20 protein-coding genes are annotated in these 24802 nt (G+C 56.4%); 16 read left to right on the plus strand and 4 right to left on the minus strand.

The features are described 5' to 3' along the window. Positions 1-93: 93 nt before the first annotated feature. The 15 genes from ACTWJ5_RS24565 (at position 94) to ACTWJ5_RS24635 (ending at position 16278) form a co-directional block, all read left to right on the plus strand. Entirely contained in the window at positions 94-1320 is a 1227-nt protein-coding gene (locus ACTWJ5_RS24565; RefSeq protein ID WP_116423012.1) for a polysaccharide pyruvyl transferase family protein, read from the plus strand. Next, on the plus strand, positions 1317-2606 hold the full coding sequence (locus ACTWJ5_RS24570; RefSeq protein WP_116423011.1) for an oligosaccharide flippase family protein: 1290 nt from the start codon (positions 1317-1319) through the stop codon (positions 2604-2606). The genes ACTWJ5_RS24565 and ACTWJ5_RS24570 overlap by 4 nt, the downstream gene beginning before the upstream one ends. Beyond that, entirely contained in the window at positions 2603-3586 is a 984-nt protein-coding gene (locus ACTWJ5_RS24575; protein WP_116423010.1) for a nitroreductase family protein, read from the plus strand. Before ACTWJ5_RS24570 ends, ACTWJ5_RS24575 begins: the two co-directional genes overlap by 4 nt. After that, positions 3586-4860, plus strand: coding sequence for a hypothetical protein (locus ACTWJ5_RS24580; RefSeq protein WP_220376890.1), 1275 nt, complete (start codon positions 3586-3588; stop codon positions 4858-4860). The genes ACTWJ5_RS24575 and ACTWJ5_RS24580 overlap by 1 nt, the downstream gene beginning before the upstream one ends. Before the next feature lie 28 nt (positions 4861-4888). Continuing rightward, positions 4889-5884, plus strand: a complete 996-nt coding sequence (locus tag ACTWJ5_RS24585) for a glycoside hydrolase family 5 protein (protein ID WP_181925964.1) — start codon at positions 4889-4891, stop codon at positions 5882-5884. Positions 5885-5898: 14 nt separating this feature from the next. Beyond that, complete coding sequence (locus ACTWJ5_RS24590; RefSeq protein ID WP_116423008.1) at positions 5899-7101, plus strand: glycosyltransferase family 4 protein; 1203 nt, start codon at positions 5899-5901, stop codon at positions 7099-7101. Between the two features lie 6 nt (positions 7102-7107). Next, entirely contained in the window at positions 7108-8208 is a 1101-nt protein-coding gene (locus ACTWJ5_RS24595; RefSeq protein WP_116423007.1) for a DUF1972 domain-containing protein, read from the plus strand. Positions 8209-8261: 53 nt separating this feature from the next. Then, complete coding sequence (locus ACTWJ5_RS24600) at positions 8262-9677, plus strand: undecaprenyl-phosphate glucose phosphotransferase (RefSeq protein ID WP_116423006.1); 1416 nt, start codon at positions 8262-8264, stop codon at positions 9675-9677. Between the two features lie 215 nt (positions 9678-9892). Then, complete coding sequence (locus tag ACTWJ5_RS24605; protein WP_116423005.1) at positions 9893-10168, plus strand: hypothetical protein; 276 nt, start codon at positions 9893-9895, stop codon at positions 10166-10168. A 132-nt stretch (positions 10169-10300) separates the two neighbouring features. After that, positions 10301-11407: a polysaccharide export protein gene (locus ACTWJ5_RS24610; protein ID WP_116423004.1), complete on the plus strand. Its 1107-nt coding sequence runs from the start codon at positions 10301-10303 to the stop codon at positions 11405-11407. A gap of 24 nt (positions 11408-11431) precedes the next feature. After that, entirely contained in the window at positions 11432-12091 is a 660-nt protein-coding gene (locus ACTWJ5_RS24615; protein ID WP_074985236.1) for a YjbF family lipoprotein, read from the plus strand. Continuing rightward, the gene (locus tag ACTWJ5_RS24620) at positions 12088-12855 is read left to right on the plus strand and encodes a capsule biosynthesis GfcC family protein (protein WP_074985234.1); all 768 of its coding nucleotides are present in this window, start codon (positions 12088-12090) and stop codon (positions 12853-12855) included. Before ACTWJ5_RS24615 ends, ACTWJ5_RS24620 begins: the two co-directional genes overlap by 4 nt. After that, positions 12852-14948: a YjbH domain-containing protein gene (locus ACTWJ5_RS24625; protein ID WP_444436732.1), complete on the plus strand. Its 2097-nt coding sequence runs from the start codon at positions 12852-12854 to the stop codon at positions 14946-14948. Before ACTWJ5_RS24620 ends, ACTWJ5_RS24625 begins: the two co-directional genes overlap by 4 nt. A gap of 131 nt (positions 14949-15079) precedes the next feature. Then, the gene (locus ACTWJ5_RS24630) at positions 15080-15484 is read left to right on the plus strand and encodes a YbaY family lipoprotein (protein ID WP_074985230.1); all 405 of its coding nucleotides are present in this window, start codon (positions 15080-15082) and stop codon (positions 15482-15484) included. Positions 15485-15600: 116 nt separating this feature from the next. Beyond that, entirely contained in the window at positions 15601-16278 is a 678-nt protein-coding gene (locus ACTWJ5_RS24635) for a DUF4197 domain-containing protein (RefSeq protein WP_043314638.1), read from the plus strand. Positions 16279-16624: 346 nt separating this feature from the next. On the opposite strand, the gene ACTWJ5_RS24640 is transcribed toward ACTWJ5_RS24635, so the two are convergent. The 4 genes from ACTWJ5_RS24640 to ACTWJ5_RS24655 form a co-directional block, all read right to left on the minus strand. Beyond that, a complete protein-coding gene (locus ACTWJ5_RS24640; protein ID WP_444436733.1) occupies positions 16625-17782 on the minus strand; it encodes an aromatic ring-hydroxylating oxygenase subunit alpha in 1158 nt (385 codons plus the stop codon). A 16-nt stretch (positions 17783-17798) separates the two neighbouring features. Beyond that, a complete protein-coding gene (locus tag ACTWJ5_RS24645; RefSeq protein WP_074985225.1) occupies positions 17799-18398 on the minus strand; it encodes a TetR/AcrR family transcriptional regulator in 600 nt (199 codons plus the stop codon). Between the two features lie 1211 nt (positions 18399-19609). Beyond that, positions 19610-22681, minus strand: a complete 3072-nt coding sequence (locus ACTWJ5_RS24650; RefSeq protein WP_444436734.1) for an efflux RND transporter permease subunit — start codon at positions 22679-22681, stop codon at positions 19610-19612. A 6-nt stretch (positions 22682-22687) separates the two neighbouring features. Next, a complete protein-coding gene (locus tag ACTWJ5_RS24655) occupies positions 22688-23791 on the minus strand; it encodes an efflux RND transporter periplasmic adaptor subunit (protein WP_444436735.1) in 1104 nt (367 codons plus the stop codon). Between the two features lie 97 nt (positions 23792-23888). On the opposite strand from ACTWJ5_RS24655, the gene ACTWJ5_RS24660 reads away from it, so the two are divergent. Then, positions 23889-24521, plus strand: coding sequence for a TetR/AcrR family transcriptional regulator (locus ACTWJ5_RS24660; RefSeq protein ID WP_444436736.1), 633 nt, complete (start codon positions 23889-23891; stop codon positions 24519-24521). Positions 24522-24802 lie beyond the last annotated feature (281 nt).

Here is a 24802-nt window from a genome sequence, read left to right on the forward strand (position 1 = left end):
CAGGGAAAAGCAAGTAAATACAGGGAACAATGAAAGCTCTGAGCTTATCCATAGCCCTCTGAAATCTTCTCAAACTTTTATGCCTCTGCACCTATGAATAAAGCAGAGCTCCTATCGTTCTCGATGTTATTTGCGTCCTCAGGAATTCTGACCGTAAATCCTGGGGCGGTAGCGTTCCTTTATTATACCCAAGATTGGCAGCACCTTATGAAAATAGGCATACTCACGATCCATAACGCCAAAAATTTTGGTGCAGTCCTACAAGCATACGCACTCCAACATAGCGTTGGATCAGAATTTGAAGATGTAAAAGTAATCAACTACAACAACCCCCACATCTCAAGCAGCTTAAATATAGTTCGGCCAGCCAGATCTATAAGCTCCATCAGAAGAACAGTACTCGACATCATTGAATTTCGAAGCAGACAACGAGCATGCAAGAAATTTAAAACCTTCATCAACAAATACTTGAAGGTCACTACCCCATTTCATAAAGGGGAAAAACCTGAAGAAGAATTCGACATCTACCTTCTAGGAAGTGACCAAGTTTGGAATCCAAACTGCATATCTTCCACCTCAACACTCGACTCAACTTACTTCTTCGATTTTGCCCCAAAACACTCGCTCAAAGCATCTTATGCGACCAGCGCTGGTGCACATATATTTACCGAAAAAGAAGCCACCAAAGTTCGCTCTCTACTACACGATTTCAAACATATCGGAGTGAGAGAACTCGAACTAAAGAGGCAAATAGAAAAAATATTCAACCTAAAAGTATCTGAAGTATTAGATCCGACTCTATTACTTACATCCGAAGAGTGGAGTCAAAATTTTGATCTTGACCAAGAAAACGATCAACCTTATATGGTTTCTTACTTTGTAAACCGGAAGAACTCATTTTACAACGACATCCTGGTCAAAATCTCCAAACAACTAGAACTTCCCATCATATCAATTAGCCCGGGAATACTCCCCGACAGGTCAGCATCAAAAGTATATAAAGACGCAGGCCCTTTGGATTTCATGAGACTAATCAAAAACTCTTCATATGTGGTAACTGATTCTTTTCATGGGGTGGCATTTTCATTGATCTTTAAAATCCCTTTTTCTGTGACATCTCCAGGAAAGAGTGTAATCCGCATAGAAAATCTTCTTCGCAAACTGGGATTGCAGGAGCGGGTAATACATCCCGAAAGCCATCAGGACTTTATACAGACTAGCCTCTCTTACTCAGAGGCGTCGATTAAATTAGATCAAGAGAGATTCAAGTCCAAGCAATTCCTATCCTCAATATTCGCAGCTCAGCCAAATAACAAATGAATATTTCCCTCGCCTTGAAGGCAATATCGTTACTTTGGCTAAGTTCTGCGTTTGGCGCCGCACTGGGCTTCTTCACTCAGGTTATTCTAGCCAGACATATGGGGCCGACAATGTATGGTGCATTTTCTGCATCTCTAACTATTGTGACGCTGCTTGCTCCCCTAGCAGGGTTCGGCTTACCAGCATTCTGGCTAAGAGTATTCGGCGTAGAAGGCTGGAAAGCTAGGAGATGGCTGCCATCAGGATTCAAGCTTTTAACTCACAGCGCCATTTTAATCACAGCCCTAGTCATACTCTGGTCCTTGTTTTTTGAAACCAGAGAAACAGTTCAAAGATCACTAACCCTTCTCACTCCCTTTCTTGTATGCCAAGCAATCATCGAACTAGTCTCCTCAAAATATCAACTTGAGGAAAACTACAAAAAGCAGGCGCTATGGCAAACCACCCCTCATATATTGAGACTGCTATTTATAGTAGCAGCCACACTAATCTATAACGAGCTCAGTGTAGAACTCGTCTCGTCTGTGTATTCAGCCATTTCACTCATCTACATATCTATTGGTGTAGTTCAACTCAAGAAAATGACAGATGACGGATTCAAGCTGAAAGGTCATGGCCCCTGCCCCACTCAGAGAACACAAGTAACGATACCAAGTATTCGTGACTCTTACTCACACGCCTGGCCTTTTGGAGTAGCAATTCTATTTCATCTAATTTATTACCAAAGCAATATAATATTGCTTCAGCGCCTCGATGGAGACCATTCCGCAGGTTTATATAGTGTCGCTTTTGTAGTAATGAATGGAATTTATCTTTTACCAAGTGTCATCTACCAAAGATTTTTGATAGCAAAAATTCATCGATGGTCATACAGTGACAGACCCCTGTTTAGAAAAGTATATACACAAGGCAATTGGGCCATGGCGGGACTGGGTATTGTAGCTGCTATAGCACTTTACTTTTTATCGCCAGTCCTGATACCGGCAATATTCGGGAGCAGTTACGAGCCTGTGATAAATATTTTACAACTCCTTTCCTTGGCTATTCCCCTACGGTTTGTCGCGATGAGTGTAGGTGCCACACTTGTCACGCAGGAGCATATGCGTACAAAGGTGCGATATATGGGGGCTGTTTCAGTGATTAATGTCATTCTAAATTTTATAGCTATCCCTCGCTATGGGATCATCGGTGCTGCAGCAGTAACAGTTGCAAGTGAATTGATCTTGGTTTCGCTTTACTTTTTTGCCGCCCATCGTCATGTTTTCAAAGAGCACCAACTTGTATGAACAAGATTAAAAGGCAACTCAAGGATATTCTTCGCCCAGCAAAATATACCGTCAATAGTGCCATAGGCTATCTATATGACTATATTCGCTTAATAAGGCACGCGGGATGGGTGAGTGTAGAAACCCCTTCCAAGAGAGATTATAAATCTTCCAAAATATATCACCGTCTAGAAAAAAGCCTAAGCTTTCCTAATCGCCGTAAAAATTCTGGCAAGGACGCGGTTGATGATCTCAGTTACTTCCTTGAAAAACACAAAACGAGCGAGGGATATCCAACATTTCATGAAAGAATTGCGAACAACGTTCTACAGCAATTCTTGACCCAAAACGCCCCCGAATGCAGTGTGCCTAACAAAGAAGCCACTTTAGACATGGCCACTGAATTAAAACTCTCAGAGCTAGGAGGTATCTATAACATAGACTCTCTCAGCATGATTAATGGCACCTTGGAAGACCCAGAAGGCTTCTTCAATACTCGATATTCTGTGCGCGATTTTTCAAGTAGAGAAGTGTCTGTAGAGACAGTACTACGCGCGATAAAGATGGCCTTAAAAACTCCTTCGGTCTGTAATAGACAAGCTTGGCACGCTTACATAATAGATGATGCCGACACCATAAGAGAAGCACTCAGCCATCAAAATGGAAATAAGGGTTTTGGGCAAAAAATACCGTTCTTATTAATATTATCAAGCGACCTACATGCTTTTGACATGCCCGAAGAAAGATATCAGCACTGGATTGATGGCGGAATGTTCTCAATGTCCGTAGTGCTGGCATTACACTCCCTTGGACTAAGCAGTTGCTGCCTAAATTGGAGTAAATCACCGCTCTCGGACATTGCATTTAGAAAGAAATTTAAAATAAAGAAAAGTCACACAATCCTGATGATGTTAGCGGTAGGATACGCCGCAGAAAACCTAAAAGTCTGCCAGTCCCAGCGGAAAAGTCTAGACTCTTACTATACAGCTTTAAAAAAATGATGGAATATAAATCCTCGTTTTATAGAAAGTGGGCGATATATCTCGCAATTGCCGTATTTCCAATTATTGAATGCATCCAAGGCTTCATATTCCAAGGTGATATTTCAAAGGCTCTTACAAACATTCTCGCGGCCCTACTCATTATTGTCTTTTTTCTATTAGCCCCCTCCTCATTCAGTCTAAAAAATACTCATAGCGTCCTGCTCGCAGTACTAATTTTTATATTCTTGCTATTAACCTCAAGCAAGGGAGTAATTTCGGGAAACTTGCAATATGACTTCTTTGCTATTTTACGTTCGATTGTATTAGGATTTGCAACCTATTCAATTGCATATGCGATACCAGACCAGAAGAAAATAAAAATACTGCAAAATTCAGCCATCTATGCATGGCTCTTTGTTACATCATCCATCATATTTTCCGGGTTAACTGGTATTGGCCTATATACTTATGAAGAGTTCTCTGCTGGCCACAAGTTTTATTTTCCCTCAATAAACGAGCTAACCTTTTTCTATATAGCCTCCTTCATCATAACTTATACTCTTTCCTCTTCAACTCCCCAAAAATACGCCACGACATTAGCAACGATAATTTGCTTCAGCATTATCGGCAACAAAGCTTTTATTCCATTATTAGCGCTAGCCTTTTCATTACTAATATTCTTCAACTCCTCAAGACTCACAAGATACATTTACGCTGGTCTTCTATTACTAATTCCTCTCATTTTTATTGCGGCAGATCTCCAATACGACATAATAAGCACGATAACTGACGGCGTTGTGCTTATTCTCTCAAAATATAGTTCTGGCGCAGAAAAATTCTCAACAAAACTTAGTTATTTAAACTTGTTCAGCGCATTAATTAGCGAACGAGACATGCTGGTTGGAATAGCTATAGACTTGTATCAGAAGAGCTATGATTCTATTGATACAATAATCGGATTAAACCTTTCCGAGTATGGAAAGGTTTATGGCTTAAAACGGGGAACCTATTTCTCATTCTCAGAAAATGACATCGTTGACATATTTATGTCTTATGGCCTTTTAGGGCTTGTTATTTTCATACTCATTGCAACAAAGCTATACAGAAAAGAATCCGTCACCCAAAGTACAGCAAGCCTAAAAAAGACTTTAATAATATTATTTGTCGCTAGCGGCGCCCTTACAGGCCATATCTACTTATTTGGGCTTACATGCTTTGTCTTTTCACTATATTGCGGACTTCTATCAAGAAGACAAGCAAAAGCAGCACTCCCACAAGCAAATGAAAATTAAATTTCTCACATTTGCAACAGGTATAGTGATGACAGTAGCAAGTCACTATGCCCTTAGCTCAGAGTTCTGGAAAAGCCCACACAAGGGATTTAACATTCATCCTGACATAACCAAGGCTGAAATCCTAGAAATTAAAAGCCTCGGCGCAAGTATTGTTAGATTAAGTTTTGATACGGTTTCGCTGATAAATAAATACCCCCCATACAACATTAATCAAGAAGCGATATCTCATCTAAACGAGATAATAAAGCTTTGCGAAGATCAGGACCTATTCGTAATACTTGATCTGCATACTGCACCAGGTCTGGAAAGTAACTTCACCACTACGCCCAATGATAGCCTTTGGCGCTCCCAAGAAAAACAACACATCCTGATCGAGGCGTGGAGGGATATCGCGAAGCAGTATAAAGATAGATCTAGAGCATTAATTGCCTATGACATTCTCAATGAGCCATCAATGGCTGAAGGCTATCAAGTTGGCGGGCGTGGAGACTGGAATATACTTGCAAATAAAATAGTAAGTATCATTCGACAATACGACAAGAAAATTACTATTTTAATTGAGCCAGCTGCAAAACTAACCCCCAACGGAAAGCTCAATACAAGAGCTGAAGCTATGGATGACCTAACGCCCATTGAAGATAGGAATATCGTATATAGCCCTCACGTCTACACCCCCCTTCAATATACCCATCAGGGAATAGGGCTGAAAAGCTTTAAAAATCGTACCTATCCCGGATTTTTTGAGAATGAATATTGGGATAAAGAAAAACTCCGAGAGGCATTAAAGCCAATCAGAGACTTCCAAACAAAATACGGCGTAAATATATTTATTGGTGAGTTCAGTGCAATAAATGGTGCACCAGGTAGAGAGGCATATCTTCGCGATTTAATAAGCCTGTTTGACGAGTACCAATGGGGCTGGACATACCATGACTACAGCAATTCAAAATACTGGTCTCCCAAATCTAAATTCAGCAACGATGACCATACCCTGCTTCTTTTGAAGAGAAATTTTAACTAAGAAATGGAACACCCATGAAGATAATCATGGCCGGCCAGAACCATCACATCACCGGAGGGTCTGACCGTGTGCTTTTGGATGAAATTTCATTATTAAATTCGATGGGGCACTATGCCATTCCTTTTGCAGCAAGCAACCCGAAAAATCTACCAAGTGAGTTTGAGATTTTTTTTCCCAGCGATGTGAACCTGAAAAACCCAAGTATTAAGGATGTAGCCCGATATATCTATAACCCTCAGGCAAGGAGGGAACTTTCTAAGCTGCTTCACCACTTCAATCCAGACTTGGTTCACTGCCACATATATTATGGGAAATTATCAGCCTCAATAATATCCGAAATAAAACGCAGACAGATCCCACTAATACAGACATTACACGAATATAAATCTGTCTGCCCTACATACACGCTAACTAAAGATGACATTCCCTGCGAAAGATGTTCCGGGTTTCGCTTTTATAATGCGACTTTAAACCGCTGCAATAAAAACTCTTTAGCTAGATCGGCAATCTCTACTTTAGAGTCCTACACCAGCCTTGCCCTTGGCTCAATTTCTAAGTTCGATCACTTCATCTCTGTTAGTGATTTTCTCCGGAAAAAAGTTATTTCAATGGGCGTCCCAGAAGAAAAAGTAACCACTATTTATAATTTTACAGAGACTGAAAACATCACTCCCAACTACACGCAGGGTAATTATTTTCTTTACTTCGGTAGAGTGGAGAAGATCAAAGGCATCTACACTCTAATCAGAGCCTTCGAGATGACGCCAAATCTTAATCTTATTGTAGCAGGGAATGGCGCAGAACTTTCATCTGCAGTGGATTACTGCAAGAAGAAAAACTTAAACAATATAAAGTTTTTGGGTTTTCTTCCTAAGGAAAAAATAAACAGTTTATTAAATAATTGTATTGCCACGATTGTACCTTCAATGTGGTATGAAACCTTTGGCCTGACCATTACAGAGTCTTTCGCCTACGGTAAACCTGTCATCGCCTCAAAAATAGGGGGGATTCCAGAGGTTGTATCAGATGGAGAGGACGCCTTATTAGTTTCACCAGGCGACGTCGAAGATTTAATAACTGCAATTACTAAGCTAGATAGCGACAGAAACTCTGCAGTGGAAATGGGAAGGCTTGGACGCGAAAACCTAGAGCGAAAATTCAACAAGCAGGCCCACTACCAAAAATTAATTGAGTTATACAAACGACTGGTAAATTAATTTCAAATGAAAGAGATTTATATTCTCGGTACTCGAGGAATTCCCGCAGAACATGGCGGCTTCGAAACATTTGCGGAGCATCTTTCAATCTTTCTCTCGAAGCGAGGTTGGAAAGTCCACGTCTACTGCCAAAAAAATTCTAGTGCCGATATTTATGTTGACCAATGGCAAGATGTGTATCGGATAAATGTCCCTGTCAATGGTGATGGAACGCTAAGTACCATCATTTTCGACTGGAAAGCCACACGAGATGCGATGAAGAGAAACGGAATTTTTCTTACATTAGGCTACAATACCGCCATATTCAATATCCTTCAGAGAATAAAAGGACAAACTAATCTCATAAACATGGACGGTATTGAATGGCACCGGGCAAAATGGGGCCGTATCGCTAAAGCCTGGTTCTGGCTCAATGAAAAAATCGGGTGTTATGCCGGCAACCATCTAATTGCTGACCACCCTAATATAAAGGCCCATCTGTCCCGGACGGTACCCGACAACAAAATAACAATGATCCCCTATGGGGCCGAACTCATCTCCGCCTCCGACGAAACAGCGATCTCTCATTACGGGGTGTCTGCCCGAAATTACTCCATTATCATTGCTCGAGCCGAGCCAGAAAACTCGATACTCGAAATAGTCAAGGCCTTTAGCAGAGAACGAAGAAACCATAAACTTCTAGTACTTGGTAACTACTCGACGTCCAACCCTTATCATTGCATGGTACAGAATGCGGCGAGTGATGAAGTTTTGTTTCTTGGGGCAATTTATACGCCGACCATAGTGAAAGCCCTGCGCTACTTTAGTCGCTTCTATATCCACGGTCACACAGTAGGTGGAACTAACCCCTCTCTAGTAGAGGCGCTTGGCGCCGGTAATGCGGTAATCGCACATGACAATCCATTCAATCGCTGGGTGGCAGGGGAAGGCGCGATGTTCTTCAAGACGGAAGACGACTGTGCAAAAATTTTTGATAATCTGCTTCCTGATATAAAGGCCAGTTTTTGTATGGGAGAGTTTAGTAAATCGCAATTTCTCCTACGATTTACCTGGGAGCAGGTATTACAGGACTATGAGAAATTACTTAACTCTTGGTACCCTCAATAACCTTCTACTTCATCTCACTCTCAACGCCCCTTGTTACTGCAAGGAGACAGATAATGAACGGCATGGATCGCGGAATACTGCGCCCCCATCAGGCGACAATTTCTGTACTACAGAGACTCCTTGACTTCTTTGTAATACTTTTCAGCATGGGAATTTCCATCAAACTTAACTCAATCCCCCTAAGCTATGCTCCGACAGTAGCCACACTTCTTTCATTAGTTATCTTCTATCTCCTAAGTGACTTCTCTCATTTGTACAACTCTTGGCGTGGAGAGCGTATCAGTGAAGAGATAAGAAAGGTAGGTGGCACATGGGCACTCAGCTTTACAACAGTATTTCTCGCTGATTATCTACTATTGGCGACACCACTACTTGATGATGCAGTTATGCTGCAATGGTTCGCCCTATCCCTGGCGCTGCTGTGTTGTTATCGGGTTCTACTTCGAACTTCATTGAATGCTTTGCGCCGGCGTGGTTTCAATACTCGGACAGTGGCAATTGCCGGCGCAGGACCTTTAGGTCAGAGACTGGCTGGAAATATTGCTAGCGCCCCGTGGATGGGGCTAGACCTACTGGGCTTCTTTGATGATAAACGGCGCGACCCCATACGGATTGCAGGCAGCAAGATTAAGCTTCCAGTTTCCGGATCACTAGAGGACCTAGTAGAGCAGGCTCGCTCCGGTCAAATAGACAGAGTATATATAACATTACCAATGCGCAGTGAAGCACGCATCAAATGGCTTACCGAGAAGCTCAGTGACACGACAGCATCTGTCTATATTGTTCCTGACGTATTCATTTTTGAACTTCTACATGCCCGTAGTCAGAATATCAATGGTGTGCCTACAATCAGCATATTTGATAGCCCAATGACCGGCGCCAATAGCGTCATCAAGAGGGCAGAAGACATAGTGCTTTCCGCTGCCATACTGGCAATCATTGCGATTCCAATGGCTCTAATCTCCTTGATGATAAAACTGACCTCCCCAGGACCTATCTTCTTCCGTCAGAAAAGATATGGTATTGATGGAAGATCAATCGAGGTATTGAAATTCCGTAGCATGCGGGTCATGGAAAACGATGAAAATGTAGTACAGGCAACCCGGGGAGATACTCGCATAACACCAATTGGTGCTTTGCTGCGCCGGACCTCTCTAGACGAACTCCCTCAGTTTATTAACGTTCTACTTGGGGATATGTCTATTGTTGGTCCCCGCCCGCATGCCGTTGCTCATAATGAACACTATCGTGGAAAGATTGATAGTTACATGCTTCGCCACAAGGTAAAGCCCGGCATTACAGGCTGGGCTCAGATTAATGGCTGGCGTGGAGAAACAGATACTCTAGATAAGATGCAAAAGCGTGTTGAGCACGATCTAGCCTATATCCACAACTGGTCCCTCTGGTGGGATTTGAAAATTGTTTTTCTCACGGTGTTTAAAGGATTTATACACAAAAACGCCTATTGAGAGCACCAAAAGCTGAAAAGCGCCGGAGTTCTAGTTGTAGTAGTTCAGGGCACCCGTCGAGCTCACCGCTCCCAAGGACTGGAACGAGTTGCGGGCTGCTCGCTGAACGAAATAGGATTACTTCAGCGGCGCCGGGGCTTTTCTGCTTGCGCTGGCTTCGTGCCAGCCTTAACCTTCCTTCTTTCTGAAGGAACGACCCCACAAGGAGTCTTAACGTGAAAAAACTGCTGACGTTCGCCGCCCTGGCGACCCTGAGCATGCCGCTGCTGGCGGCGGAAGAGCCGGCAAACCCGCCGGCCTCCTCCGAGCCACTGACCCTGTCCACCCCGGTTGCCGGCGGTGTCACCGTAGGTGGCGCCATCGGTATCGGCGCTGCCGTAGTGGCAGCAGGCGTTGCCGCTTCCAACAGCGGTGGCGGTGGTGGCCACGACGGCACTCCGGGTACTACCGGCACCACTGGTACCACTGGTACTACCGGCACTGCTCGCTGATTCCAGCCTGTAGCTGTTGGACCCTGCCGCCGCCTCGGCGGCGGCAGGGTTATCTCCAGCCCCCTTAAACCCCGTTCACGGCTCCCGACTCACCGGGCGTTGCCGTATCGACTTGCTGCGTAGTTCCTTCTCATGATTCGCTCTTTATTCGTTGCCGTTGTCGCCGCTCTTTCGCTCCAGGGCTGCATGTTCGCCCCTGGCCAGAATATGGACACCAGCCGCATCGTTCGCGATGACTCCGCCGAGAGCAGCCGCGTCGAGCTGGTGCAGATCACCCCCAAGCTGCTGGCCGTGAATGCCGCGACGGAGATTGATGGTCGGGTTCCACCTGAGTTGCTTAACTATCACCCTCAGGATTATCGCATCGGACCAAGCGATCTGCTTTACATCACCGTTTGGGACCATCCTGAATTAACTGCACCATCCGGCCAACAACAGCAGATCGACGCTAATGGCCGCTTGGTTCGTCCCGACGGATCCCTTTTTTACCCCTATATTGGTCAGGTCCGGGTCGCTGGTCGCACCATAGAAGAAGTTAGAAGTGAAATTTCCGGCCGCTTGGCGCAGTACGTCGAAACACCGCAAGTTGACCTGAATGTACTGCGCTTCGCCAGTCAGAAAGTGATTGTCAACGGCGCCTTTAATAAGTCTGGTCCCCAGGCCATCACCACCGTTCCCCTAAGCCTGATGGAGGCTATTAGCACCGCAGGTGTGAACACCGGCTCCGCCGACCTCTCCAACATGGTCCTCAAGCGCGATGGCCGCGAGTACAAGCTCAACCTGGACGCACTCAACGACCAGCAGCAGAGCCAGCTCTACAGCGTCTACCTGAAGGATGGCGACCAGATCTACCTGCCCTACAACGACCGCAAGAAGGTCTACCTGATGGGCGAGGTGAACAGCCCGCGCGCCATCACCTACAAGACCAAGTACCTGAACCTGGCCGATGCCCTGGGCAGCGTCGGTGGCCTGAACCAGGCCAGTTCCAACGGCAAGGCCGTCTACGTGATTCGCGGCGTTGAAGACCTGGAGCGCGAACCTGCCAAAGTCTTCCAACTGGACGCACAATCGCCCACAGCCTTCATCCTCGCCCAGCGCTTCAACCTGGAACCGCAGGACGTGGTCTATGTCGGTCCTGCTGGCGTCACCCGCTGGAACCGCTTCATCAGCCAGTTGGTACCGTCCACCACCATTCTGGGTACTGGTGCCAACATCAAGAACGACCTGAACGACGAATAACCCACCGAGCTCAGGTCGACCGACGTGAAACTCCTCCAATTCGCCGCCCTGGCTGGGGCGGCCTTGTCGCTATCCGCCTGCAACCCTCTGATGCAGGCGTCGTGGGATACCCTGCGCGCCGCCACCCAGGGCCCGAAGCCGCTTGAGCTGACCCAGGCCCAGGTGGATGCGGTGCCCTATTACCAGATCAAGCTGCAGACTCAAGGCGGCGAAGCCGTGATGGCGCTGGTGCGCCAGCAGGGCAATCTGCAGTTCTGGCTCGCCTCTACCCACCAGGTGCTGATGATGCGGGATGGCCTGGTGGTGCGCACAACCGGCTTCGGCGACAACCTCGCCGGCACGCACCTGGGTGCCGACTCGCCGTTCCACGCCGGCCTGCACAAGCTGGCGGATGGGCAGCGCAGTGAGCGCTGGATCGATCTGGCGAGCGGCTATCGCCTGGGGATTCCGGTGCAGAGCAGTTTCCACAAGGTCGGCCTGGAGCGCGTGAGCATCCTCGAGCGCGACTACGACCTGTTGCGCGTCGATGAAGACATCCGCGCTCCCCTGCTGGGCTTCAGCGCCACGAACAAATACTGGGTCGACCCCAAGGACGGCTTCGTGATGCAGAGCCTGCAACAGGTCACGCCCGACCTGCAGGTTGCGATCACCCAGTTGCGTCCGTATCGGGGGGCAGGCAAATGAGCATTCGCCTTCTCGCCCTGGCCGCACTGCTGCTGGCCGGCCCGGCCATGGCCGGCGATTCTGTCGAAGTTCGCGGCGACGCTGCCAGGTCCGGTCCCGTGGCCATTACCGCGACTACTCGCCTTGGCGACGTCTTCCGTGCCGCCCAGGTCGATGCCGAGAGCTATTGGCTGGGCGCCGCGTGGTTGCAATCGAAGCTTGTGCCGGAGCAGAAACGCCTGAAGGCCGGCATCCTGTTCGATCTGTCCATGCTGCAACAGAAAGCCCTGTTGGACGATCAGCCCACGCTTTCCACCCTCGCCAAGCGCCTCTATGACCAGGTGGCCAGCCTGCCGGTCAGTGGCCGACGCCTGCACCTGCTGGACCCTGTCGAGGTTGAAGTCACCCCGGCGCAGAACAGCCTGGTGTCGCCTGGCGACATTTTCATTTTCCCGGCCCGGCCGAGTGCGGTACGTGTGCTGGGTGCCGTGGCGGCCGACTGCTACTTCACCCACGTGCCGATGCAGCAGGCACGCGACTATTCCGCTGCGTGCCCGTCGCTGCCGGAAGCCGATCCCGACTATGTCTATCTGATCCAGCCGGACGGCCAGGTCACTCGCCTCGGCATCGCCCTGTGGAACCTCCAGGAAGGCCAGCCCGCTGCGCCGGGTGCGACCATCCTGGTACCGATCAAGTCGGCCGGGCCGGATAGCCCCGTCCCGCAGCTGAATGAAGAAATGGCCCAATTCATCGCCACCCAACCGTTGTCCGAGGTGGCGCAATGAAGCTCCGCTATTCCCTCTGCCTGCTGCTGCCCTGGGCCATGGCCCATGCCGACCCCCGCGACACGAGAAACGACTTCGGCATCATGGGGTTGATGCAGACGCCCACGGCGCGCATGGCGCCGGCAGGGGACGTCGCAGTCACCGCCAACCGTGTCGATCCCTATTCGCGCTACAGCTTTGCCCTGCAGCCATTCGACTGGCTGGAAACATCGTTCCGCTACACGTCCGTCAGCAACCGTCGTTACGGCGCCGAAGACTTCAGTGGCGACCAGAGCTACAAGGACAAGGCGGTAGACGCCAAATTCCGCCTGCTCCAGGAAAGCCGCTGGACACCGGAACTCGCGGTAGGCGCACTGGACATCGGCGGTACCGGCCTGTTCTCCAGCGAATACTTCGTCGGCAACAAGCGATTCGGGAACTTCGACGTCAGCCTGGGCATTGCCTGGGGGTACCTCGGTAACCGTGGTGATTTCAGCAACCCGCTGGGCTGGGTAGACGACAAGTACGACGACCGTCCAATCCCCACCAGCGATGTAGCCAATGCTGGTTCCTTCGACGCCAGTAACTATTTCCGCGGTTCTCCCGGCATCTTCGGCGGCGTACTCTGGCAAACCCCTTGGGATCGCCTGGCGCTCAAGCTGGAATACGACGGCAACGACTACAAGCGCGAACCGCTGAGTAACAACCAGGACCAAAGCTCCCCGATCAACCTCGGCTTCGTCTTCAAAGCCAGCGACTCGGTAGACCTGACCGCCGGCTGGGAGCGTGGCAACACCGCCATGTTCGGCATCACCCTGCACACCAACTTCGCTTCCCGCTCCGCGCCGGCCAAGACCTTCGACCCGCCGGCCGAACCGCTGCCGGCCAAGGCGCCGGACCTGCATCCGGACCAGGTGGACTGGGCGAACGTATCCAGGCGCCTGCAGAACAACGCCGGCTACAAGGTCGAGCGCATCACCCAGCGCGACAAGGAAATCGTCGTCTACGGCGAGCAGACCCGCTACCTCTACCCGCCCAAGGCGGTAGGGCGCGCGGCGCGCATCCTCGACAACAGCGTGGACGACGACATCAAGTACTTCACCGTGGTGGACAAGCGCTACGACATGCCGGTCACCGAGACCAGCGTACCGCGTGAGACCTTCCGCGAAGTGGTGAACAACGACCGCCCGCTGGACGACCTGCGCCGTGGCACCGAAAGCAACTGGCCGCTGCCGCACCAGGAGAAAGTGCTTTACACACAGAAGCCGGATCCGTTCAGCTACGGCCTCGGCCTGGGCTACAAACAGAACGTCGGCGGCCCCGACGGCTTCCTGCTCTACCAGTTCACCGCGGACCTGAACGGCGAATACCGCTTCACCCCGGACACCTGGTGGAGCGGCTCGCTCAGCGCCAACCTGCTGAACAACTTCGACAAGTTCAAGTACGACGCGCCGTCCAACCTGCCGCGCGTGCGCACCTACCTGCGCGAGTACTGGACCACCTCGGACGTGACCATGCCGACCTTCCAGTTGAACAAGGTCAAGCGCCTGGACGAGGACATGTACGGCATGGTCTACGGCGGCTACCTGGAGTCGATGTTCGCCGGCGTCGGTGGCGAGCTGCTGTATCGCCCGCTGGGCGAGCGCTGGGCCATCGGTGGCGACCTCAACTACGTACGCCAGCGCGATTTCGAGCAGGACTTCGGCCTGCGCGACTACAAGGTGCTCACCGGCCACGTCACCGGCTACCTGAAGACCGACTTCCAGGACGTGCTGGCCGCGGTCAGCGTGGGCCGCTACCTGGCCCGCGACTGGGGCACCACCATCGACCTGTCGCGCGAGTTCAGCAACGGCGTGCGCTTCGGTGGCTGGGTGACGCTCACCACCGCCTCCAAGGAAGAGTACGGCGAAGGTAGCTTCGACAAAGGCATCTACGTGTCGATCCCCTTCGACGAGATCATGAGCAGCTCGACCATGCGCCGCGCCAACCTGGCCTGGGCCCCGCTGACCCGTGACGGTGGCGCCCGCCTGGGCCGCAGCTACTCGCTGTATACCCTCACCGACGGACGCAACGTCGACATGTTCGACGGCAGCTTCAGCAAGATCACCGAGTAAGCCCCCAGCCCCGCCGCAACGGCGGGGCTGCTTGCTGCAGATCAGCGAAACCTCCGCTTACAACCCCTCTCACAACCTTTGCGCCTAAGCTGTGTCGGATGACGCCCGTTCTATCCGGAAGGAATCCGTCGATGAAGCTCACCGCCCTCCCCCTCTTGTTCATGACCGGCATGCTCGCCGCCTGCACTTCGAATTCGCCTTCGCAGAGTGCTTCGCTCAGTGGCGAGGTGTTCTACCTGCAGCGCATTGCGTTGCCGCCGGGAGCGCAGGTTTCGGTGAGCCTGCAGGATGTTTCCTTGGCCGATGCGCCGGCCGTGGAGCTGGCTTCGCAGACGCTGCCCGGCGGGCAGCAGGTGCCGGTGGCCTTCAAGCTCGATTACGACCCGCAGCGGGTCCAGCCCGGCCACAGCTATGCGGTCAGCGCGCGTATCGAGAATGCCGGCAAGCTGCTGTTCATCAGCACCGAGCGCCACAGCGTCAAGCTCGACGGCAGCGATCCGCAGCCGCTGCGCATCCGCGTCGACGCGGTGCGCTGATACTTCCCTCCTCTTCCGGCCGGGTTCCGTTGCCGGCCCGGCCTCGCTAAGCTTGCCCCTTCTTCCTTCGCCGAGACGCTCGGCGAAGGTTCCGCCCTGCCCCACAAGGAATCCCGATGCTGCGTTTCACCGCCCTGCTGGCCGGCGCCCTGTTGTCCGCCAATGCCTTCGCCCTGTCCCTCGCCAACCTCAGCCAGACCGACGCCAGCGGCGGCCTCAAGGATGCCTTGAGCCAAGGCGCGCAGATCGCAGTCAAGCAGTTGGGCAAGCCCGGCGGCTTCACTAACGATCCGGCCGTGCGCATCGAGCTGCCGGGCAAGCTGGGCAAGGCCGCCAAGGTGATGAAGCAGTTCGGCATGGGCGCCCAGGTCGACCAGCTGGAAGCCAGCATGAACCAGGCTGCCGAGGCCGCCGTGCCGCAGGCCCAGGCGCTGCTGGTGGATGCGGTGAAGAAGATGACCGTGCAGGACGCCAAGGGCATCCTCGCCGGCGGCGACGATTCCGCCACCCAGTACCTGGAGCGCAGCAGCCGCGAGCAACTGCGCCAGCGCTTCCTGCCGATCGTCAAGCAGGCCACCGACAAGGTCGGCCTGGCCAAGCAGTACAACGCCTTCGCCAGCCAGGCCGCGGCTTTTGGCGTGGTCGATGCCAAGGATGCGAACGTCGAGGGCTACGTTACCGAGCAGGCGTTGGATGGGCTGTTCAAGGTGATCGCCCAGCAGGAGAAGGGGATTCGGGAGAATCCGGCGGGGGCGGCTACCAGTTTGGCGAAGAAGGTTTTTGGGGCGCTCTGAGGCACGCGGAACTCGTAGGAGCGAGCTTGCTCGCGAAGGGTGTTTCTCGATGGCTGCGGTGTTGGGTTCAAGAGCACCCTCTCCCCAACCCTCTCCCGCAAGCGGGAGAGGGGGCTGTCCTGAGCCGGGAGAGAATCCTGAGTCATCCTGAAACGCCTCACCCCACCTCGTCATTCCCGCGAACGCGGGACGCGGCTCCATCGCGAACAGCGCTTGCGCTGGCCCGAAGGGGAATAACCCAGTGACTGGCGGGTTCGCGAGCAAGCTCGCTCCTACAGGGTGCTCCCGGACCGTAGGGCGTATAACCGTTCGCGGTTATCCGCCGTTGGCCTGAGACGCCACAGCTCTACGGGTCCAGAGCGGTACCGGCGGGGTGGCTCAGAGCCTGGTCCAGGTTCTGGTGGAACCACTGCAGCGCCACTTCGTAGGTGCCGTGCCACAGGCGTTCGCTGGCGCCAGAGCGGATGCCGTTCTGTACCCGCGTGGCCATGGCGAAGTCTTCTTCCAGGGCGGCGTAGAGGATTTCGTTGTTCTTCTCGAAATATCGCAGGGCCCTCTCCGTCTGCGGTTGTTCGGGCAGCAGCGTGTGGCTAAGTACCCGCGTCGCCAGCGGGCCGTCGGGGAACACACTGGAGAAGTCGATGTGGTCCGGCTCCACCAGCACCAGGGTGTTCGGCCAGAGGAAATACAGCAGGTTGCCGTGGCGGCGCAGGTCCCATTGCGCTTGCGGTTGCCCTTGCAGCTCGCGCAGGTTGCGCTTCACGTAGTAGTTGCGGATGTGCCGGCCGAAGCGCTCGAAGCTGCCCAGGTTGGGCCAGAACAGGTGGTCGATGGTGGCCTGGTGGGCCTTGGCCACGTGGTAGTTCTCCAGGAAGGTGTCCACCGTCAGCTTCCAGTTCACCGGGCGGCGGATGTCGCGCGGGTCGAAGAGGACGTGGTGGTCGATGGCGAAGCTGTCGAAGTCCGCGCAAATCGTCTCGCCGAAGAAGCCGTCCAGATCCAGCGCCGGCCCCGGTGACAGCCGCACCCAGACCGCGCCGAAGCGTTCGGCCACCGGCAGCTCGGTGAGGTTCAGGCAGGCCCGGTCGATGCCTTCGAAACCGTAGCCGTGGGGAATGCCGCGCAGTTGCCCGTCCGGGTTGTAGGCCCAGGCGTGGTAGGGGCAGACGAACACGCGGTTGCGCCCTGCCGCCTCGCTTACCAGTTGCGTGCCGCGGTGCTTGCAGACGTTCAGGAAGGCCCGCAGCCGGCCCTGCTCGTCGCGGGTCAGCAGCAGCGGCACCATCAGCTCGCGGGTGAGGAAAGCGCCCTTGGGTATCTCGCCGGAACGCGCCACCAGCACCGGCTCGCGCAGCAGCACCTCGTCGCGTTCGCGGCGGTAGCGCGCCTCGTCCAGGTAGACGGAGACCGGCAACGACGACGGCTGTTCTGCGCCATCGGAAGCGCCCCGCTCGGCCAGGGCCAGGACCTTGTTCAACAACGCCACCTGGGTTGCGTGCTGCATGGGGTTCTCCTTCTGCTCAGTTCGACAGGGGCGCCAGCGCGCCGCGGATGAAATGCCAGAGCTGCCGCGCCAGTTGCGCGGCCGGCGGCCGGGGCTGGCGCGCCAGGGCTTCCAGCAGGGCCTGGCGCAGGCCGCCGAGGATCATCGCCGCGACCAGTTGCGCGTCCAGTTGCGCGTTGAGCTGCCCAGCGGCCTGGCCGCGGCGGATGTTGTCGGTGCCCTGGCGGATGTTCTCGGCGATGCGCCGGGCCTCCAGCGCCGCCACCTCGGGCTCGCGCGCCAGGCTCACCAGCACCAGCGGCGCCAGCGGTTCGGCGTAGACGAACTCCACCGCCCGCAGCACCCGCTGCTCCTCGCGCTCGCTCCAGTCCTGGGCCTGGGGCAATGGGTCGGCGACCATCACCTGGGCCTGGTAGCGGTCGTAGAAGTCCTCGGCCACCGCCGCCAGCAGCCCGGCGCGCGAGGCGAAGTAGCGGTAGATCAGCCCTACCGAGACGCCGGCGCGCTCGGCCACCCGCCCCACTTCCAGGCCGCCGCCGAACTCCAGCAGCTCGGTGCGCGCAGCCTCCAGCAGGCTGGCTCGGGTTTTCAGGGCTTTAGCCGAAAGGTCGGGCATGGCGGGACTCGCGGGGCCGGATAGGAAAAGTGAATTCAGTTTACTTATTTCATCCAGCAAGCCAAGCCCCGATTACCACAAGAGCAGCCCGGCCATGGGCGGCTGTTCACTTAAGCGATGTGTGGTGGTTCAGCGAAGGTGCTCCAGCCTGGCTCCGCTCCCTCACCCCAGCCCTCTCCCGGAGGGAGAGGGGGCTGTTCGGAGTGGGTGGGGAGTTTGGAGTTATCCTGAAACGCCTAACCCCACCCCGTCATTCCCGCGAACGCGGGACGCGGCTCCATCGCGAACAGCGCTTGCGCTGGCCCGAAGGGGAATAACCCAGTGGCTGCAGGGTTCGCGAGCAAGCTCGCTCCTACGAAGAGCAAAAGCAAAAGCGCGTTCGCTTTTGGACTTCCAGAGAAATAGCCGAGCGCACCGGAACGCCCCTTCAGAAGGCCGAGCGAAACCGGCGCTCAGGAGGTCATGCGACATGGATGTCGCGAGAGCCCCGTGGGCTACAGGGACGTACCCTCGGGGCGGGCCTCCGTGGCGGGGGAGTTCGTGAGGGTAGCCCGACTCTGTCGGGCCCGTATGTCGGGGCAAGCCTTTTTGGTTCCTTTTGTGGCGTTTGACAAAAGGGACTCGCCCGAGGGGGCGAAACAAAAGATCTCCGCAGACTCGGAGCGGCGCGTTACACCAAGCCCAATCCCGAAGAAGTCTCTGGGTTCCCGCGTTCGCGGGAATGACGGGGTGGGGATTAGAGCGAGGGATCAGGATTCGCAAGCGAAGCCACAGCCCCTCCCGTATGAAAAATGCCGTTTCCCCCAGCCAGAGAAACGGCATCCTCTCTTAAGTGAACAGCATTAGGCCATGAGCGAACCCTGCCTGCTGTACCGCGTCGCCCCCACCCTCAACCGCCCCGAGCGCCTCAACGCCATAGACGACCGCATGCCCGCGGCCACAGCCCGGAAGGCGTACACTTCAAGGCGCGTTGCGAGGAGGTGGGCTTCGCCCAGGCGGTGCGCGAACGGGATTCGGGGGCACCGATTCCCTGAGCCGCAACGTCCCGCTCGTAGGGCGTATAACCGTTCGCGGTTATACGCCGCTACGCCTCGATCGACAGTCAACGCCATGGCCGAGCCCGAAGCGCCTCGCCATGGTGCTCCGAGGTCGATACCGAAGCAGCCTGGGGCCAAGGTCAATCGGCGTATGACCGCGAACGGTCATACGCCCTACGCAGGCTCCTGCTTCACCCTGAACCAGGCCGCGTAGAGCGCCGGCAGGAACAGCAGCGTCAGCGCCGTGGCGACGATCAGGCCGCCCATGATGGCCACCGCCATGGGCCCGAAGAACGCGCTGCGCGACAGCGGGATCATCGCCAGCACCGCCGCCAGCGCGGTCAGCACGATGGGGCGGAAGCGCCGCACCGTGGCCTCGATGATGGCGTGCCGGCGGTCCAGGCCGTGGGCGATGTCCTGCTCGATCTGGTCCACCAGGATCACCGAGTTGCGCATGATCATCCCGGCCAGGGCGATGGTGCCGAGCATGGCGACGAAGCCGAAGGGCTTCTGGAACACCAGCAGGAACAGGGTCACGCCGATCAGCCCGAGTGGCGCGGTGAGGAACACCATGGCCATGCGCGAGAAGCTGCGCAGCTGGATCATCAGCAGCGTCATCACCACCACCAGGAACAGCGGCATGCCGGCGTTCACCGAGTTCTGCCCCTTGGCCGAATCCTCCACCGTGCCGCCCACGTCCAGCAGGTAGCCGTCCGGCAACTCGGCGCGGATCGGATCGAGGGTCGGGGAAATCTGCTTGACCAGGGTGGCCGGCAGCGAGTCGTCGTAGATGTCCGCGCGCACGGTCACCGTCGGCAGGCGGTTGCGCCGCCAGATGATGCCTTCCTCGAAGCCGTACTCCAGGGTCGCCACCTGCGACAGCGCCACGCTGCGGCCGTTGTTGGTGGGGATGGCCAGGCTCGGCAGCTGCGACAGGTCCTGGCGCTCGCGGGCGTCGCCGCGCAGGAGGATCTCGATCAGCTCGTTGTCCTCGCGGTAGTAGCTGACGGTGGAGCCGGTCAGCGAACTCTGCAGGAACTGCGAGACGTCCTGGGTGCTCACGCCCAGGGCGCGGGCGCGGTCCTGGTCGAGGTTGAGGCGGATGACCTTGCTCGGCTCCTCCCAGTCCAGATGCACGTTCACCACGTGGGGGTTCTCGCGCATCTTCTCCGCGACCTTGCGCGCCAGCGCGCGGACTTCCGGGATGTGCTCGCCGGACACCCGGAACTGCACCGGGTAGCCCACCGGCGGGCCGTTCTCCAGGCGGCTGATGCGGCTGCGCACCGTGGGGAAGTCCTCGGCCATGCGCTGGATCAGCCACTGGCGCACCTCCTCGCGGCCCTTCAGGTCCTTGGCCAGCACCACGAACTGGGCGAAGCTCGCCGCCGGCAGCTGCTGGTCCAGCGGCAGGTAGAAGCGCGGCGAGCCGGTGCCGACGTAGGCCACGTAGTTCTCGATGCCCGGATGCTCGGCGAGCAGCTTCTCCAGGCGCTTGACCTGCTCGGCGGTGGCGGCCAGCGAGTCGCCCTCGGCCAGCTTCAGGTCCACCAGCAGCTCCAGGCGCACCGACGGCGGGAAGAACTGCTGCGGTATCAGGCGGAAGGCGGCGATGGAGCCGACGAAGGCCAGCAGGGTCAGGACGATCACCGTCTTGTTGTGGCGCACGCACCACTCCACCAGGCGCCGGAAGTGCTGGTAGAAGCCCGTCGAGTAAGGGTCGTGGCCCTTGTCGCTGCCGCCGTGCTTTTCCGCATGGCGCTTGGCCAGATCCGGCAGCAGCTTGGCGCCCAGGTAGGGCACGAACATCACCGCGGCCACCCAGGACACCAGCAGCGCGATGGTCACCACCTGGAACAGAGAGCGGGTGTATTCGCCGGTGCCCGACTGCGCGGTGGCGATCGGCAGGAAGCCGGCGGCGGTCACCAGGGTGCCGGTGAGCATCGGGAAGGCGGTGCTGGTCCAGGCGAAGCTGGCCGCCTTGAGGCGGTCGTAGCCCTGCTCCATCTTCACCGCCATCATCTCCACGGCGATGATCGCGTCGTCCACCAGCAAGCCCAGCGCCAGCACCAGCGCGCCGAGGGAAATCTTGTGCAGGCCGATGTCGAAGTAGCGCATGCAGACGAAGGTCATCGCCAGCACCAGCGGGATCGACAGCGCCACCACCAGGCCGGTGCGCAGGCCCAGGGAGAAGAAGCTCACCAGCAGCACGATGACCAGCGCCTCGGCCAGCACCCGGACGAACTCGCCCACACCTTCACGCACGGCGGCCGGCTGGTCGGACACCTTGCGCAGCTCCATGCCCGCCGGCAGGTTCTGCTGCAGGCGGTGGAACTCGTTTTCCAGCGCCTTGCCCAGCACCAGGATGTCGCCGCCGTCCTTCATCGCCACGGCGATGCCGATGGCGTCCTCGCCCATGAAGCGCATGCGCGGCGCCGGCGGGTCGTTGAAGCCGCGGTGCACCTCGGCCACGTCGCCGATGCGGAAGGTGCGGTCGCCCACGCGGATGGGGAACTGGCGGATGTCCTCCACCGAATCGAAGCGCCCGGAAACCCGCAGCTGCACGCGGTCGCTGGCGGTCTCGAAGAAACCGGTGGCGCTCACCGCGTTCTGCTCCTCCAGGGCCTTCTGCACCGCCGCCAGGGGCAGGCCGAGGGTGGCCAGCTTGGTGTTCGACAGGTCGATCCAGATCTTCTCGTCCTGCAGGCCGACCAGCTCGACCTTGCCGACGTCCTTGATGCGCTGCAGCTGCAGCTGGATGCGGTCGGCGTAGTCTTTCAGCACCGCGTAGTCGAAGCCCTTGCCGGACAGCGCGTAGATGTTGCCGAAGGTGGTGCCGAACTCATCGTTGAAGAACGGCCCCTGGATGCCCTGCGGCAGGGTGTAGCGGATGTCGCTGATCTTCTTGCGGATCTGGTACCACAGCTCGGGGATGTCCCTGGACCTGAAGTCCTCGCGGGCGACGAAGGTCACCTGCGACTCGCCCGGCCGCGAGAAGGAGACGATGCGGTCGTAGTCGCCGGTCTCCATCAGCTTCTTCTCGATGCGCTCGGTGACCTGGCGCGAGACTTCCTCGGCGGTGGCGCCGGGCCAGTTGGTCTTGACCACCATGGCCTTGAAGGTGAAGGGCGGGTCCTCGCTCTGGCCGAGCTTGGTGTAGGACAGCGCCCCGGCGATGCCCAGCAGCAGCATCAGGAAAAGTACGATCGGTCGGTTCTGCAGGGCCCAGGCGGAGAGGTTGAAGCGCATCCTGCGTCACTCCTTCGCCAGCAGCTTGACCGAACGGTTCTCGCGGTCGACCGGGCGTACCTGCTGGCCTTCGCGCAAGACCTGGACGCCCGCGGCGACCACCCAGTCGTCGGGCTGCAGCCCTTCGAGCACCGGCACCCGGTCCTCGGTGTAGGGCCCGATGCGCACCGCCCGGCGGTGCAGGCTGGCATCCTTCGGGTCGACCACCCAGACGAACGGCTGGCCGCCCTCGGCGCTCACCGCCGCCAGCGGCACGGCCAGGGGCACGGCGCCCTCGCTGTGGATGTACACCCGGGCGCTCTGGCCCAGCTCGGCCGGCACCTTGGCATCGTCGAAGGCCACCCGCGCGGCGAAGGTGCGCGACTGCGGATCGGCGGCCGGCGACAGTTCGCGGATGTGGCCGCTGAAGCGCTTGTCCGGCTGCGACCACAGCTCGACGCTGACGCCCTCGCCGATGCGGAAGCGCTCGATGGCGTGTTCGGGGAAGCTGATCAGCACCTCGCGGTCGCCATCGGCGGCCAGGGTGAAGACCGTCTGCCCGGCGGCCACCACCTGGCCCACTTCGACGCGCCGCGCCGAGATCACCCCGTCCTGCGGCGCGCGCAGCACGGCGTAGTCGGCCTGGTTGCGCGCCACGTCGTACTCCGCGCGCACCTGCTTCATGCGCGCCTCGCCGGCGCGGTAGGTGTTCTCGATGTTGTCGAACTGCGACTGGCTGACCAGCTTGCGCTCCAGCAGCACCTTGTAGCGCTGGTATTCCGAACGCACGGTCTGCAGGTTGGCCTCGGCGGCGGCGACCTGGGCGCGGTTGGCCTCCAGCTGCAGGCGCACGTCCTCGGGGTCGAGCTCGGCCAGCGGCTGGTCGCGGCGCACGCGCTCGCCGGTCTCCACCAGGCGCTTGGCCACCTTGCCGCCGATGCGGAACGCCAGCTCCGGCTCGTGGCGGGCGCGCACCTCGCCCGGATAGGCCTCGGTGACCGAACGCGCCAGCTGCGGCTGCACGACCATGGCCGGGCGCAGCGCCGGCTTGGCCGGTTCGCCGTTGCCGCAGGCGGCTAGGGTCAGGGAGAAGGCGAGAGGGACAGCGACGGACAAGGCATGGCGGAACATGATGTATGACCTTTCGCAAAACGCAGTTGAATTCTTATACTCGCCGGTATAGTAAGAATACAAAACCGACCAGTCCAGTATTTGAAGTGTAAAAAAAATGTCCCAGCCCACCCTCCCCACCGGCCCCGGCCGCCCCAAGGACCCGGCCAAGCGCCAGGCGATCCTCGAAGCCGCCAAGGAGCTGTTCGTGCGCAACGGCTACGACGGCAGCAGCATGGAAGCCATCGCCGCCGAGGCCGGGGTTTCCAAGCTCACCGTGTACAGCCATTTCACCGACAAGGAGACGCTGTTCTGCGAGGCGGTGCAGGCCAAGTGCGCCGAGCAGGTGCCGGAGCTGTTCCACGAACCGCCGGCCGACGCGCCCACGCAGGAGCTGCTGCTGAACATCGCGCGCGGCTTCAACCGCCTGATCAACAGCCCCGAGGCCATCGCCCTGAGCCGCCTGATGATCGCCCAGGGCGGGCAGAACCCGGCGCTGTCGCAGATGTTCTTCGACGCCGGCCCGCAACGCGTGCTGGACCAGATGCAGCGGCTGATCGCCCAGGCCCAGCGCAGGGGCGAACTGCGCGAGGGTGACGCGCGCAACGCTGCAGAGCACTTTTTGATGCTGGTGCAGGGCTGCGTGCACTTCCGCCTGCTGATCGGCTGCGTCGAGCGGCCGCCGCTGGAGGAGAGCGAAAGGCATGTGCAGGAGGTGGTGGAGTTGTTTTTGCGGGCATATCGGCCTTGAGGCGTATGCCGTGGGCGCTTCTCCTGTAGGAGCGAGCTTGCTCGCGAACGGTGCTCACCCGGGACCTCGATGTCAGTGCTTGACTCCGCTCCCTCTCCCTAACCCTCTCCCTGAAGGGAGAGGGGACCGTTCGGTGTGCTTGGATGTTTTGGAGTCAGCCGGCAACATAGAGGGTTTCCGGCTGAAACCACTCCTGCTCTCGGCACGGACAAGCCCCCTCTCCCTTCAGGGAGAGGGCTGGGGAGAGGGAAAGGCGTCAACCCAACACACCACAGCCGCCG

Source organism: Pseudomonas sp. A6, assembly GCF_052367875.1.
In the GTDB taxonomy this organism is placed as follows: Bacteria; Pseudomonadota; Gammaproteobacteria; order Pseudomonadales; family Pseudomonadaceae; genus Pseudomonas; species Pseudomonas citronellolis.

Excerpts from the sequence above, each read along its gene's own strand:
- ACTWJ5_RS24565 (WP_116423012.1), top strand. The coding sequence starts at position 94 with ATGAATAAAGCAGAGCTCCTATCGTTCTCGATGTTATTTGCGTCCTCA.
- ACTWJ5_RS24570 (WP_116423011.1), top strand. The coding sequence starts at position 1,317 with ATGAATATTTCCCTCGCCTTGAAGGCAATATCGTTACTTTGGCTAAGT.
- ACTWJ5_RS24575 (WP_116423010.1), top strand. The coding sequence starts at position 2,603 with ATGAACAAGATTAAAAGGCAACTCAAGGATATTCTTCGCCCAGCAAAA.
- ACTWJ5_RS24580 (WP_220376890.1), top strand. The coding sequence starts at position 3,586 with ATGGAATATAAATCCTCGTTTTATAGAAAGTGGGCGATATATCTCGCA.
- ACTWJ5_RS24585 (WP_181925964.1), top strand. The coding sequence starts at position 4,889 with ATGACAGTAGCAAGTCACTATGCCCTTAGCTCAGAGTTCTGGAAAAGC.
- ACTWJ5_RS24590 (WP_116423008.1), top strand. The coding sequence starts at position 5,899 with ATGAAGATAATCATGGCCGGCCAGAACCATCACATCACCGGAGGGTCT.
- ACTWJ5_RS24595 (WP_116423007.1), top strand. The coding sequence starts at position 7,108 with ATGAAAGAGATTTATATTCTCGGTACTCGAGGAATTCCCGCAGAACAT.
- ACTWJ5_RS24600 (WP_116423006.1), top strand. The coding sequence starts at position 8,262 with ATGAACGGCATGGATCGCGGAATACTGCGCCCCCATCAGGCGACAATT.
- ACTWJ5_RS24610 (WP_116423004.1), top strand. The coding sequence starts at position 10,301 with ATGATTCGCTCTTTATTCGTTGCCGTTGTCGCCGCTCTTTCGCTCCAG.
- ACTWJ5_RS24620 (WP_074985234.1), top strand. The coding sequence starts at position 12,088 with ATGAGCATTCGCCTTCTCGCCCTGGCCGCACTGCTGCTGGCCGGCCCG.
- ACTWJ5_RS24625 (WP_444436732.1), top strand. The coding sequence starts at position 12,852 with ATGAAGCTCCGCTATTCCCTCTGCCTGCTGCTGCCCTGGGCCATGGCC.
- ACTWJ5_RS24630 (WP_074985230.1), top strand. The coding sequence starts at position 15,080 with ATGAAGCTCACCGCCCTCCCCCTCTTGTTCATGACCGGCATGCTCGCC.
- ACTWJ5_RS24635 (WP_043314638.1), top strand. The coding sequence starts at position 15,601 with ATGCTGCGTTTCACCGCCCTGCTGGCCGGCGCCCTGTTGTCCGCCAAT.
- ACTWJ5_RS24640 (WP_444436733.1), bottom strand. The coding sequence starts at position 17,782 with ATGCAGCACGCAACCCAGGTGGCGTTGTTGAACAAGGTCCTGGCCCTG.
- ACTWJ5_RS24645 (WP_074985225.1), bottom strand. The coding sequence starts at position 18,398 with ATGCCCGACCTTTCGGCTAAAGCCCTGAAAACCCGAGCCAGCCTGCTG.
- ACTWJ5_RS24650 (WP_444436734.1), bottom strand. The coding sequence starts at position 22,681 with ATGCGCTTCAACCTCTCCGCCTGGGCCCTGCAGAACCGACCGATCGTA.
- ACTWJ5_RS24655 (WP_444436735.1), bottom strand. The coding sequence starts at position 23,791 with ATGTTCCGCCATGCCTTGTCCGTCGCTGTCCCTCTCGCCTTCTCCCTG.
- ACTWJ5_RS24660 (WP_444436736.1), top strand. The coding sequence starts at position 23,889 with ATGTCCCAGCCCACCCTCCCCACCGGCCCCGGCCGCCCCAAGGACCCG.